Origin of the sequence: Labrys okinawensis, from assembly GCF_002982075.1 — a bacterium.
In the GTDB taxonomy this organism is placed as follows: domain Bacteria; phylum Pseudomonadota; class Alphaproteobacteria; order Rhizobiales; family Labraceae; genus Labrys; species Labrys okinawensis_A.
The window spans coordinates 697,257-710,578 of sequence record NZ_PUEJ01000004.1; the positions used below are offsets into that span (position 1 = coordinate 697,257).

A 13,322-nucleotide genomic window follows, 5' to 3' on the forward strand; every position below is an offset into this window, starting at 1 on the left:
TCCCGCTCTTTGTTGTGACGCGTCTTTGCGGTTCTCGGCGATATCGCCAAATCGCAAAACGCTATGAAAGGACTGACTCTTTATGCGCTTTCTGATTACCGGCACGGCTGGCTTCATCGGCTTCCACCTTGCCCGCCGCCTGTTGGCCGACGGCCACTTCGTGGCAGGCGTGGACGGCATGACGCCGTATTACGACGTCACACTGAAACAGGCCCGGCACGCCATGCTCGGCAAGACCAATGCGTTCCGTGAACACATCCTCATGCTGGAGGATTTCGGCGCGCTCGAGCAGGTCGTCGCCGACGAGAAGCCCGATGTCATCATCCATCTGGCGGCCCAGGCGGGCGTGCGCTACAGCCTTGAAAATCCGCGCGCCTATGTCGACGCCAATCTGGTCGGCACCTTCAACGTGATGGAACTGGCCCGGGCCCATTCCGTCGGCCATTTCCTGTTCGCCTCGACGAGCTCGGTCTACGGCGCCAACAAGGACATGCCCTTCAACGAGCGCGAGCGCACCGACCATCCGCTCACGCTCTATGCGGCGACCAAGAAGGCCACTGAAGACATGGCGCATTCCTATGCGCATCTGTGGAAGATCCCGACCACCGCCTTCCGCTTCTTCACGGTCTACGGTCCCTGGGGCCGGCCCGACATGGCCCTGTTCAAATTCGTCAAGGCGACGCTGGCCGGCGAGCCGATCGACGTCTACGGCCATGGCAAGATGCAGCGCGATTTCACCTATGTCGACGACCTGGTCGAATCCATCGCGCGCCTCACCAAAGTGCCGCCCGTGGAAGGCCAGCCGGTCAGCGACATCGATTCCCTGTCGCCGGCCGGCCCCTATCGCGTCGTCAATATCGGCGGTGGCCAGCCGGTCGGCCTGCTCGACTATGTCGACGCGGTCGAGAAATGCCTCGGCATGCCCGTGAAGCGGAACTTCCTCGACATGCAGAAGGGCGATGTTCCCGCGACCTTTGCGGCGGCCGATCTCCTGGAGCAGCTCATCGACTACAAGCCCACGACGACGATCGACGTCGGCGTCAGGGCTTTCGTCGAATGGTACCGCTCCTATTACCGGGTCTGAACCGTTCAGTCCTCGATCGTACACCACCGGCCCGGCTCGCCGCGATTTTGCGACGGGCCGGATGCCAGATCCACCTCCCCCGACAGGGGCAAACGCCGAGTTGCCAAGATGACCCTAGCCTCTCCAGCGGAGTCGCATACGCGCGCAAGCGTGGCACTCTTCAAGCTTGAACGCTTCGCCGAAGCTGCCGAGGAAGCACGGACCGCCCTGGCGATCACGCCTGATGACAATATTGCCCTGCGCACCCTGGCGCGCAGCACGCTGAGCCTGGGCGACATCGAGGGCACCGTCGCCGCCCTCACCAATCTCCTGCCTTCCTCGGTCAACGAGGCCGTCGCCGGCATTCGCGCCCTGCTGCGCCATGGCGAGGTCCAGGCGGCGGCGCGAGTCGCGGCGGTGGCACCGGACAGGATCGAAGCCAGCGATTCCGAAGTGCTGGCGCGCATCGTCACCCTGCTCCGCCAGCAGGCACTGCGAAAGCAGAACCCGGCGCAGGAACGGTTGGCCGCTTTTGAAATGGCGCTCGCCCTCGCCCCCGACAACGCCGCCCTTCGCATCGACTTCCTGAGGCTGCTGGCATCGGCGGGCGAAGCCAGCGCCTTTGCCCGCAACGCCAAACTGGTCACGGATGCAACCGCCCTCGCCGATGCCTCGGCCACCCTCGCCCGCGACGTCGGCAATCGCGCCAGGCAGGCCTTCCGCGACCAGCGCTGGCAGGAAGCCCATGACTGGCTGCAGGCCGGCGGCCGGCTGGGTCTCGAACAGGCGGCAGGCGATCTTGCCGAACGCATCAAGGCACGCCGGCTCGCCGAAGCCCGCAAGGTGCTGGTCGCCAAGGAGCCGGACAGCCAGGAGCATACCGCCGCCCTGCTGGCCGACTACCCGGAGGACGGCGCCGCCCGCAGCCTGCATGCGCGTGCCCTGATCGCCAACCGGCACTATGCGCAGGCCAAGACGCTGCTGCAGGCCGTCTCCGCCCAGGGCGCGGCCACGGCCGACGACTATGTGCAGCTTGCACGCGCCTGCCGGGCCAGCCAGGACATCGAGAGCGCCATCGGCGCCTGCTTCGACGCCCTCGCGCTGCGCCACGAGGATCCAACGGCGCTGGTGCTCCTGGGCCATCTCCTGCCGGGCCGGGAGTAAGCGGAACGAGGCCGGCAAAGAATGTCGGCCCGTTTGCGAAGCTGGGGCCGCCCTCACCCGTTTTCATCTCGCCCGGCGGTCGGGCAAGACGAGCCGTTCCCTGCTTCAGGCGCCACGCGGATCCCCCCTTGGCCGCGCTCCTGCAGGGAGAGGATAGCGGTGAGGGGCAGCGCGGATGGAGCAGAAAGCATCGAAACCAATGGAAGAGCCATGATGCAAAGACATTCGAGTTTCGGCCTTGCCGTCATCGCTTCCCTCGCGGGTGCCACCGCAGCGCTGGCACAGCAAAGCGTGCCGCATCCGGAGACGGTGGACCGCATCCCGCGCGCCCAGATCTTCAACGGCCGCATGCAGGCGCCCGCCAACCTGCCGAATGTCGGCTTCGTCTGGGGCTCCAAGACACCCCTGCGTTCGAACAAGGTGATCGACAGCTACTATTATCCCAATCAACGCGATCTCAACCGTGCCCATACGGCGGAATGGTACAAGGCCAATCATCCCAGCTGGATCACCTATCAGTGCGACCAGCAGACGCCCTCCTTCGGCTACACCTATTCCTGGGGCGCCTATGCGCCGCTGGACACCAGCAATCCCGAGGTGCGCCAGTATATCCTGAAGACCTATATCGAGCCGGCCTTGGCCAAGGGCTATCATTCCATCGCCTTCGACAATGTCGCCCTGCCCAATACCGACAAACGCTGCGGCGTCTGGCGCGACGGCAAATGGGTGCAGCTTTTCAGCGGGCAGTCACGCGATCCGGCGCATACAGCCCAGAAGCTCGACTATATCGGCTGGCTCGCCAAGGAAATCCATCAACGCGGCGGCCTGATCGCACTGAACGCCAAGATCGATCCCAAGCAGCCCGACGAGACCAAGGCCCTGATCAACCTTGCCGATATCTGGGTCGACGAAGGCGGCTTCAGCGACAGTTGCCGGCGCCGCATCACCGGCGATGCCTGGCGTCTCAAGCGCGAACTCATCCAGCAGCGCAACAACCGGGCCTATGTCTCGATCAACTACACTTGCACGAACGGCTCGGCCCCGCCCGACAACGCCGAAATGTCCTGGATCGTCGCCAGCTTCCTGGTGAACCGCAACAATCGCAGCTACCTCGCCGTGCTGCCGCAGAAGGACACTGGACGCTGGGTCGAATATCCCAATCTCGATCCGCCCGTCGGCCCCCCCACGGGCCCTTCCGAACTTCAGGGAACGACCGCCTGGCGCAACTATCAGCGCGGCTATGCCGCCGTGAACTTTTCGGACCGGGATTCGGCCACGATCCAGCCGCCCGCGGGCAGCTGGCGCGACCTGTCCGGCCAGGCGGTCAACGGCCCGATCGAGCTCAAGCCGCGATCCGGCGTGGTTCTGCTCCGGGCGGAGGGCTGACAGGCGATACGCCGGCGCCCCCAGGCGATTTCCGAAGCTCACCATGAAAATAGCCGGCTCACAGCCGGCTATTTTTTTGATGTTGCGCAGAAAAGATGCACACGGATTGTTGCCTTCCGGCGGCGAGGGCGTGCTGACCCTCGCTGCCGGGGCTCTTCAACCCTTGGCCTTGGCTTCCCTTTCCGCCTTCTTCTTGGCGCGATAGGCCTTGGCCCAGCCATCGATCCCGACCTGCCGGCCGCGGGCCACCGCCAGGGCATCGGCGGGCACATCCCTGGTGATCACCGACCCGGCGCCGATATTGGCGTTGTCGCCGATCGTCACCGGTGCCACCAGGGCGGAGTTGGAACCGACGAACACGCCCGCGCCGATATCGGTGCGATGCTTGAGATAGCCGTCATAATTGCAGGTGATGGTGCCGGCGCCGATATTGGCCTCCGCCCCGACCCGGGCATCGCCGATATAGCTGAGATGACTGATCTTCGCGCCTTTCTCGACGCTCGCCGCCTTGACCTCGACGAAATTGCCGACCTTGACCGCCTCGGCAAGATCAGCGCCCGGGCGCAGCCGGGCGAAGGGACCGACCGAGGCGCCGCTGCCGACATGCGCGCCTTCCAGATGGGAGAAGGCATGGATCACGGCACCGCTCTCAATGGTCACGCCCGGGCCGAACCAGCAGTTGGGCTCGATCACCACGTCGTTGCCGATGCGCGTATCGTGGGACAGGAAGACGGTCTCGGGCGCGGTCATGGTCACGCCTTCGCGCATGGCGGTCGCGCGCAGCCGCGATTGCATGACAGCTTCCGCCGCGGCCAGTTGCAGGCGATCGTTCACGCCCTGCACCTCCTCCTCGGCAATCGGCCGGGCGACGGCCCGGAACCCCTGCCGATGTGCGATCTCAGCCGCGTCGGTGAGATAATATTCGCCCTTGGCGTTGTCGTTGCCGATCGCTTCGAGCAAGGCGAGACCGTGCTCACCGCTGAGAGCCATCAGGCCGCCATTGCAGAAGCCGACGGCCTTCTGCTCGGGCGTGGCGTCCTTTTCTTCGACGATCGAGGTGAGCGCATCGCCTTCGACGATCAGGCGGCCATAGCCGGTGGGGTCGGCCGCATGAAAACCCAGCACGGCGACGCTGGCGCCATCCGCCAGGGCCGCCTTCAGAGTCTCGATCGACTGCGGGCGTACGAGCGGCGTATCGGCATAGAGGACGATGATGTCCTTGCCGTCGGCCAGCGCCTCTTTCGCCGCCAGCACGGCATGACCGGTGCCCTTGCGCTCGACCTGGGTGAACACGGCGCAGCCGGGCAGTTCCTTCTGGGCGACCTTGGCGACATCCTCCCGGCCAGGGCCGACGACGACGGCCGCATCGGTGATACCGGCCTGCTTCACGCTCGCCAGGACATGGGCCAGCATGGAACGGCCGGCGATGGCATGCAGCACCTTCGGCAGTGACGATTTCATGCGGGTGCCTTCACCTGCGGCGAGGATGACGGCTAGGGTCGGTCGGGACATGTCATGATCCGTATACGTTGCGATAAGTTGCCTGCGCTCTGTGAAGCGTTCGGTATCAGTTGAACGAACGACAGCTTCAGTGTCACAGCGGCAGTGCTACGTCATTGATATGAACACTCCTGTCCTTTCATCATGACGTTTGTGTGATTCTTCGATCGAATCCCGGAACTTTATAAAGTTTCAGCCCTCGGCGATCAACGCAGGCCGCATACATCCCCGGGAGAGGACAAGCCGATGCGAGTCTGCTCCGGCAGAGCGGCAGCAGGAAGCCTATCGGCGAGGATCTTGTCAGAAATGCAGGCGAAGGGAAGCGGCGCGCACTTAATTCGCCGCCGGCACCGAACAGCTCAAATCGCCTTCCGTGCAGTTGAGATAGGTCTTGAAGGTCTTGATGCGATCCTTCGTCAGGCCGTCGCGGCACTGCGTCACTGCCAACGGATAGAGGGTGCCACCGGTGACGCCGGCACTTGAGAAATTGCATTCGGCGTCGCGAAAGGCGACCCAGGCTCTTTGCGCCGCCACCAGCAATTTCGTCTTGTCCGCATCGTCGTTCAGGCGTTTCTGAATCTGCTTGTAGAGCGTGTTCAGCTCGCCATCGGACGCCTTCAATGATTTGCCGGCACATTGATTGAGCGCAGCCTCATTTTCGGCATTGGTACAGTCCCCGGCCGCAAAGGCCGGCCCTGCCGCGAAGACGACCGCTAGTCCCATCACAGTGATTCGTATCAAGCCGGGCAGCCGCATGGTCATTCTCCTCGATAGGCATGGCGATCATGAAGGAGGGACAACCTCTCACAATTTTCAGCTGCGGGCATCGGACTAGTATGGCGCCCTCCATCAGCCATCAACAGAAAGGTCTTTTCGTCTCGTGTGTCCGCCGGATTCGAGGGCCGTTTGCGCCAATCGGCCGCGGCTGACGCAAGGGCCAGGTTGCATAAAGCGGTTGACACGCCCTCAAATGCTGGCATCTTGTATACCAGAAAAATCAGAAACAGGGCGGAACCTCCATGGCAAGAATGCGGGCAATCGACGCCGCCGTCAGGGTGTTGGAACGCGAGGGAGTGACCTGCGCCTTCGGCGTGCCGGGCGCTGCGATCAACCCTCTCTATTCGGCCATGAAGGCGCGCGGTTCGATCAACCATTACCTCGCCCGCCATGTCGAGGGCGCCTCCCATATGGCCGAGGGCTATACCCGCGCCAAGGCCGGCAATATCGGCGTGTGCATCGGTACCTCCGGCCCGGCCGGCACCGACATGATCACCGGCCTCTATTCGGCCGCTGCCGATTCCATTCCGATCCTGTGCATCACCGGCCAGGCGCCGCGCGCACGGCTCTACAAGGAGGATTTCCAGGCCGTCGACATCGAGGCCATCGCCAAGCCCGTGACAAAATGGGCCGTCACCGTGCGCGAACCGGCCCTGGTGCCGCGCGTTTTCCAGCAGGCCTTCCATCTGATGCGCTCGGGCCGTCCCGGCCCGGTGCTGATCGACCTGCCCGTCGACGTACAGACAGCCGAGATCGAGTTCGACGACGAGATCTACGCTCCCCTGCCCGTCTACAAGCCGGCTGCGACGCGGCTCCAGGCCGAAAGGGCCATCGCGCTCCTGCAGGAAGCCGAGCGCCCGCTGATCGTAGCGGGCGGCGGCATCATCAATGCCGATGCGTCCGACAAGCTCGTCGCCTTCGCCGAACTGACCGGCGTGCCGGTGATTCCGACCCTGATGGGCTGGGGTGCGATTCCCGACGACCATCCTCTGATGGCCGGCATGGTCGGCCTGCAGACCAGCCATCGCTACGGCAATGCCACGCTGCTCGCCTCCGATTTCGTCTTCGGTATCGGCAATCGCTGGGCCAACCGCCACACCGGCTCGGTGGAGGTCTACACCAAGGGCCGCAAATTCGTGCATGTCGACATCGAGCCGACCCAGATCGGCCGGGTCTTCAACCCCGATCTCGGCATCGTCTCCGATGCCGGTGCTGCCCTCGACCTTTTCCTGGATGTCGCCCGCGAGTTGCAGGCACAGGGCCGCCTCAAGGACCGATCCGCATGGGCCGACGAATGCCGCGGGCGCAAGGGCAGCCTGCATCGGCGCAGCCATTTCGACAATGTGCCGCTCAAGCCCCAGCGGGTCTATGAGGAGATGAACACCGCCTTCGGCCGGGATGTCTGCTATGTCTCGACGATCGGCCTCTCGCAGATCGCCGGTGCGCAGTTCCTGCGTGTGCACCATCCCCGCCACTGGATCAATTGCGGCCAGGCCGGCCCGCTCGGCTGGACCATTCCCGCGGCCCTGGGCGTACGCGCCGCCGATCCTGACAGGGAGATCGTGGCGCTGTCCGGCGACTACGACTTCCAGTTCCTGATCGAGGAACTGGCGGTCGGCGCCCAGTTCAAGCTGCCCTATATCCATGTCGTGGTGAACAACGCCTATCTCGGCCTGATCCGTCAGGCACAGCGCGGCTTCGACATGGATTTCCAGGTCCAGCTTTCCTTCGAGAACATCAACGCGCCCGATCTCGAAAGCTATGGCGTCGACCACGTCGCCGTCGCCGAGGGGCTCGGCTGCAAGGCGATCCGGGTCCGCAGTCCCAACGAGTTCGGGCAGGCCTTCGCGAAGGCCCGCGAATGGATGCGTGACTATCAGGTGCCCGTCGTCGTCGAGTTCATCCTCGAGCGTGTCACCAACATCGCCATGGGCCCTGAGATCGACGCGGTCACGGAGTTCGAGGACATTCTCGACCTGCCCATCCGGTCGGAAGCCGTCGCGGCCGAATAGAAACGCACCGCTCGCTCCTTACCCTCCCCTCGATGGGGAGGGTCGGACGAAGTCCGGGGTGGGGTGAGAACCGCCGCTCTTACCGACAGGGGCGCAGGAAAGTTCATTTTCGACGAGCGCGCCATCACCCCCACCCCGACGCTAACGCGTCGACCCTCCCCATCGAGGGGAGGGTAAGACACCGGGAACCGCCATGCCCAGATTTGCCGCCAACCTGACCATGCTGTTCAACGAAGTGCCGTTCATGGAGCGCTTCGCGGCAGCCGCCCGCAACGGCTTTGCGGGCGTGGAATATCTGTTCCCCTACCCCTTCCCGGCGGCCGAGCTGGCCGCGGCCCTGAAGGAGCACAGGCTTACCCAGGTCCTGCACAACCTGCCGGCCGGCGACTGGGCGGGCGGGGAGCGCGGCATCGCCGTGCTGCCCGACCGCAAGGCCGAGTTCCGCGAGGGGGTCGCCCAAGCCATCGCCTATGCCCAGGCGCTCGACTGCAAGCTGGTCAACTGCCTGGCCGGCATCGCGCCCGCCGCCGTCGATGCGGGGCAGGCAAGGGCCACCTTCGTCGAGAACATCGGCTATGCCGCCGGCGAACTGAAGAAGGCCGGCATCCGCCTGGTGATCGAGGCGATCAATACCCGCGACATTCCCGGCTTCTTCCTGACCAACACCCGCCAGGCGGCCGAGATCATCGCCGAGACGGGCTCGGACAATGTCGGGCTGCAATACGACATCTACCACATGCAGATCATGGAAGGGGATCTGGCCCGCACCATCGAGAAATACCTGCCGCAGATCTGGCATGTGCAGCTGGCCGACAATCCCGGCCGCAACGAGCCGGGCACCGGCGAGATCGCCTATCCCTTCCTCTACCGCTGGCTCGACCAGCTCGGCTATGGCGGCTGGATCGGCTGCGAATACAAGCCCAAGGGCGAGACCGAAGCGGGCCTGGGCTGGCTGAAGGCGGCGAGTGCCATTCGCTGAACCTATCAGGACGTTCCCCTTCTCCCCTTGCGGGAGAAGGTGCCCCGAAGGGGCGGATGAGGGGCGGAGACGCCTCTCTGAGAGAGTTCGCAAGACCCCTCATCCCCCTGCCGGGACCTTCTCCCGCAAGGGGAGAAGGGAGCAATTCAACCAAAGGATCTTCACCATGAATATCGGCTTTGTCGGACTGGGCATCATGGGTTCCCCGATGGCGGGGCACCTGATCGCGGCCGGCCATACCCTCTTCCTCAACACCCTCGGCCCGGTTCCCGCCGAACTCACCGCCGCCGGCGGCAAGGCCGAGGCGACCGCCGCCGAGGTCGCCCGCAAGGCCGACATCATCATCACCATGGTGCCCGATACGCCGGATGTGGAGACGGTGCTGTTCGGCAAGGACGGCGTCGCCGAGGGCCTCTCCGCCGGCAAGCTCGTCGTCGACATGAGCTCGATCTCCCCCGTGGAGACCAAGAAATTCGCCAGGCGCATCAATGAGCTCGGTTGCGACTATCTCGACGCGCCGGTCTCGGGCGGCGAGGTCGGCGCCAAGGCGGCGTCCCTCACCATCATGGTCGGTGGCCCGGAAGCCGCCTTCGAGCGCGCCAGGCCGCTGTTCGAGACAATGGGCAAGAACATCACGCTCGTCGGCGGCAATGGCGACGGCCAGACCACCAAGGTCGCCAACCAGATCATCGTCGCCCTCAATATCGAGGCAGTCGGCGAGGCCCTGCTGTTCGCCTCCAAGGCGGGGGCCGACCCGGCCAAGGTGCGCCAGGCCCTGATGGGCGGCTTCGCCGCCTCCCGCATCCTGGAAGTGCATGGCGATCGCATGGTCAAGCGCACCTTCGATCCAGGCTTCCGCATTGCCCTGCACCAGAAGGACCTCAATCTGGCGCTGGACGGGGCGCGCATCCTGGGCATCGCTTTGCCCAATACGGCGACGGCGCAGGAACTCTTCAACACCTGCGCCTCCCATGGCGGCAAGGACTGGGATCATTCCGCCATGGTGCGTGCCCTCGAACTCATGGCCAACCACGCCGTCACCACCACGAGCAGCTGAAAGCAAGACCCGCAAGGCAGGCGGCAGAAGGGGAGCGACATCATGAAGATCTGCATCTATGGCGCCGGCGCGATCGGCGGCTACATGGCGGTGATGCTGCAGCAGGCGGGCGCCGAAGTCTCGGTCATCGCACGCGGGGAGCATCTGAAGGCCATGCAGGCCCACGGCCTCAAGCTGCTCATCGACGGGCAGGAGCGGGCGGCCTCGCTCACGGCAACGCAGAACCCGGCCGATCTGGGGCCGCAGGACTATGTGATCGTCGCCCTCAAGGCCCACCAGGCCTGGGAATCGGCGGAGGCGCTCAAGCCGCTGCTCGGCCGCGACACTGCCGTCGTCACCGCCCAGAACGGCGTGCCCTGGTGGTACTTCTACGGCCTGCCGACCGCTCTCGCCGACACCCGTCTCGCCAGTGTCGATCCTGGCGATCGGCAGTGGCAGGCCATCGGCCCCGAACGGGTGATCGGCTGCACGGTCTATCCGGCCACCGAGATCACCGAGCCCGGCGTCGTCAGGCACATCTACGGCAACCAGTTCGGTCTCGGCGAGCCCAACCGCACGGAAAGCCTGCGCGTGGCCAGGCTTGCCGAGGCGATGACGGCCGGCGGCCTGAAGCCTCGTCTCTATGAGGATATTCGCGATGACATCTGGCTGAAGCTCTGGGGCAATCTGTGCTTCAACCCAATCTCCGCCCTCACCCATGCCACGCTCGACGTGATCGCGACCGAGCCGGGCACGCGCGCATTGGCGCGCGCCATGATGGTGGAGGCCGAGCAGATCGGCCTCAAGCTCGGCGCACGCTTCCGGGTCGGCGTCGACCGGCGCATCGACGGCGCGGCCGGCGTCGGCGCCCATCGCACCTCGATGCTGCAGGATCTCGACAAGGGCCGGGCGCTGGAGATCGACGCCCTGCTCACCGCCGTCCAGGAAATGGGGCGCATCGCGGAGATCCAGACGCCGCATATCGATGCGGTGCTCGCCCTGGTTCAGCAGATGGCCCGCGTGAAGGGGCTCTATCCCACCTTCCCGCAAGAAGCAGCGCCGGCTCCGCTGCGCGCCGTCGGCCAGGCCTGACTCATGGAAGCCGAACCTGTCGGAACGGATGTCATCATGAAGATCGGTATTCCCTCGGAAACGGAACCCGGCGAGCCCCGTGTCGGCGCGACGCCCGACACGGTCAGGAAGCTGATCGGGCTTGGAGCGACGGTTCGGGTCGCGAGCGGCGCGGGCCTGGCGTCGGGGTTCACGGACGAGGATTACGCCCAGGCCGGCGCCACGGTCGCCGGTTCCAATCAGGAGGCGCTGGACGGGGCGGCTGTTGTCCTGAAGGTGCGCCGCCCGCGGGCGGATGAGCTCGGCGCCTATCGCAGCGGCGCGCTGGTGCTGGGCATCATGGATCCCCATGGCCAGCACGAGGCGCTGGCCGCTTTGGCGCAGGCGGGCGTGTCGGCCTTCGCCATGGAGCTGATGCCGCGCATCACCCGGGCGCAGGTGATGGACGTGTTGTCCTCCCAGGCCAATCTCGCCGGCTACCGGGCGGTGATCGATGCCAGCGCCGAGTTCGGCCGGGCCTTTCCGATGATGATGACCGCCGCCGGCACCGTGCCCGCCGCCAAGGTCTTCGTGATGGGGGCGGGCGTCGCCGGCCTGCAGGCCATCGCCACGGCACGGCGCCTGGGCGCGGTGGTCACCGCCACCGACGTGCGTCCCGCCGCCAAGGAGCAGGTCGCCTCGCTCGGCGCCAAATTCGTCGCCGTCGAGGACGAGGAGTTCCGCGAGGCCGAGACATCGGCCGGCTATGCCAAGCCGATGTCGGCCGAATACCAGGCCAAGCAGGCCGCCCTGGTGGCCGAGCACATCAAGAAGCAGGACATCGTCATCACCACCGCTTTGATCCCCGGCCGGCCCGCCCCGCGCCTGGTCTCGGCCGCGATGGTCGACAGCCTCAAGCCGGGCTCGGTGCTGGTGGACCTGGCGGTCGAGCGCGGCGGCAATGTCGAGGGCGCCCGCCCCGGCGAGGTCGTGGTCACGCCAGGCGGGGTCAAGATCATCGGCCATCTCAACGTGCCCGGGCGCCTGGCCGCCTCCGCCTCCTCGCTCTATGCCCGCAACCTCCTCGCCTTCGTGGAGACGCTGGTCGACAAGAAGGAGAAGGTCCTGGCGCCCAATTGGGAGGACGAACTGGTCAAGGCCACGCTCCTCACCAAGGACGGGGCGGTGGTGCATCCCGCCTTCCAGCCGCAGCCGGCCTGACGGATCTTTGGCGGGCGGGTCTCCAGCTCCATCGAGAGATGGCGCGGGGGCCGCCTGGAATTGAGTGCATCCCATCAGAGGCGGGTCCGAAGACCCGCTCCCATCAGATCCACCCCATCGAGGAAGACCGACATGGCCGAAACGCCCCAAGAGCTTCTCGACAAGGCCCAGGCTGCGGCTCGGGCCGCCGGCGAGGCTGCCAGAAACGCCCAGGACTATGCCGACCAGCTCGCCGCCACGCTGGGGGGTGTCGCCCATGCCGCCACCGGCGGGGCGATCGATCCCTTCGTCTTCCGCTTCGCCATCTTCGTGCTCGCCATCTTCGTGGGCTATTACGTGGTGTGGTCGGTCACCCCCGCCTTGCACACCCCGCTGATGTCGGTGACCAACGCCATCTCCTCGGTGATCGTGGTCGGCGCCCTGCTGTCGGTCGGCGTCGCCCTGGCCGGGGACGAGAGCGGGCCGTGGTGGGCCCGCGGCTTCGGCTTCCTGGCCCTGGTGCTGGCCTCCATCAACATCTTCGGCGGCTTCCTGGTCACCGAGCGCATGCTGGCCATGTACAAGCCCAAGGATAAGACCAACAAGGACAAGACCAGGAAGGCCGAGGCCAAACCGGCCGCCGGCGCCGGCCAGTGAGGAAGCCTCCATGTCCGTGAATCTCACCCAGTTCCTCTATCTCGTCGCCGGCGTGCTGTTCATCCTGGCGCTGCGCGGACTGTCCTCGCCGACCTCCTCGCGCCAGGGCAACCGCTTCGGCATGATCGGCATGGGCCTGGCGGTGCTGACCACGCTGGCGGTGTCGCCGCCCTCGGGCGTGTCGGGCTGGCTGCTGGTGGTCGCAGGCCTTGCCGTCGGCGGCGGGCTCGGCGCGGTGGTGGCCCGGCGCGTGGCGATGACGGCGATGCCCCAATTGGTGGCCGCCTTCCATTCGGGCGTCGGCCTGGCCGCGGTGTTCGTGGCCGCCGGCGCGCTCTATGCCCCCGCCGCCTTCGGCATCAGCCATGGCGGTGAGATCGAGCCGCAATCGCTGGTCGAGATGTCGCTGGGTGTGGCCATCGGCGCCATCACCTTCACCGGCTCGGTGATCGCCTTCGCCAAGCTCAACGGCAACATGTCCGGCGCGCCGATCCTGCT

At 65.7% G+C, this 13,322-nt stretch carries 12 protein-coding genes; 10 read left to right on the plus strand and 2 right to left on the minus strand.

Annotated features, from left to right (window positions below):
• Nucleotides 1–82 precede the first annotated feature (82 nt).
• The 3 genes from C5L14_RS13545 (at nt 83) to C5L14_RS13555 (ending at nt 3,613) form a co-directional block, all read left to right on the plus strand.
• Entirely contained in the window at nt 83–1,084 is a 1,002-nt protein-coding gene (locus tag C5L14_RS13545; protein ID WP_105862545.1) for an NAD-dependent epimerase/dehydratase family protein, read from the plus strand.
• Nucleotides 1,085–1,234: 150 nt separating this feature from the next.
• Nucleotides 1,235–2,227: a hypothetical protein gene (locus C5L14_RS13550; protein ID WP_105862546.1), complete on the plus strand. Its 993-nt coding sequence runs from the start codon at nt 1,235–1,237 to the stop codon at nt 2,225–2,227.
• Between the two features lie 210 nt (nt 2,228–2,437).
• On the plus strand, nt 2,438–3,613 hold the full coding sequence (locus C5L14_RS13555; RefSeq protein WP_181161159.1) for an endo alpha-1,4 polygalactosaminidase: 1,176 nt from the start codon (nt 2,438–2,440) through the stop codon (nt 3,611–3,613).
• Between the two features lie 156 nt (nt 3,614–3,769).
• On the opposite strand, the gene glmU is transcribed toward C5L14_RS13555, so the two are convergent.
• Both glmU and C5L14_RS13565 read right to left on the minus strand, forming a co-directional pair.
• A complete protein-coding gene (glmU, locus tag C5L14_RS13560) occupies nt 3,770–5,125 on the minus strand; it encodes a bifunctional UDP-N-acetylglucosamine diphosphorylase/glucosamine-1-phosphate N-acetyltransferase GlmU (protein ID WP_105862548.1) in 1,356 nt (451 codons plus the stop codon).
• A gap of 321 nt (nt 5,126–5,446) precedes the next feature.
• The gene (locus C5L14_RS13565) at nt 5,447–5,869 is read right to left on the minus strand and encodes a lysozyme inhibitor LprI family protein (RefSeq protein WP_210203237.1); all 423 of its coding nucleotides are present in this window, start codon (nt 5,867–5,869) and stop codon (nt 5,447–5,449) included.
• Between the two features lie 263 nt (nt 5,870–6,132).
• Between C5L14_RS13565 and gcl the strand changes: the two genes are divergently transcribed.
• The 7 genes from gcl to C5L14_RS13600 all read left to right on the plus strand — a co-directional run.
• Nucleotides 6,133–7,902, plus strand: a complete 1,770-nt coding sequence (gene gcl / locus C5L14_RS13570; protein WP_105862549.1) for a glyoxylate carboligase — start codon at nt 6,133–6,135, stop codon at nt 7,900–7,902.
• 193 nt (nt 7,903–8,095) lie between these two features.
• Nucleotides 8,096–8,881, plus strand: a complete 786-nt coding sequence (gene hyi / locus C5L14_RS13575; RefSeq protein WP_105862550.1) for a hydroxypyruvate isomerase — start codon at nt 8,096–8,098, stop codon at nt 8,879–8,881.
• 166 nt (nt 8,882–9,047) lie between these two features.
• A complete protein-coding gene (gene glxR, locus C5L14_RS13580) occupies nt 9,048–9,938 on the plus strand; it encodes a 2-hydroxy-3-oxopropionate reductase (protein ID WP_105862551.1) in 891 nt (296 codons plus the stop codon).
• A gap of 42 nt (nt 9,939–9,980) precedes the next feature.
• A complete protein-coding gene (locus tag C5L14_RS13585; RefSeq protein ID WP_105862552.1) occupies nt 9,981–11,009 on the plus strand; it encodes a 2-dehydropantoate 2-reductase in 1,029 nt (342 codons plus the stop codon).
• 36 nt (nt 11,010–11,045) lie between these two features.
• Nucleotides 11,046–12,188, plus strand: coding sequence for a Re/Si-specific NAD(P)(+) transhydrogenase subunit alpha (locus C5L14_RS13590; RefSeq protein ID WP_105862620.1), 1,143 nt, complete (start codon nt 11,046–11,048; stop codon nt 12,186–12,188).
• 132 nt (nt 12,189–12,320) lie between these two features.
• Nucleotides 12,321–12,824, plus strand: coding sequence for an NAD(P) transhydrogenase subunit alpha (locus C5L14_RS13595; RefSeq protein WP_105861302.1), 504 nt, complete (start codon nt 12,321–12,323; stop codon nt 12,822–12,824).
• A gap of 10 nt (nt 12,825–12,834) precedes the next feature.
• Nucleotides 12,835–13,322 (plus strand): NAD(P)(+) transhydrogenase (Re/Si-specific) subunit beta (locus tag C5L14_RS13600; protein ID WP_181161059.1); only part of this gene is annotated, 488 nt, incomplete at its 3' end.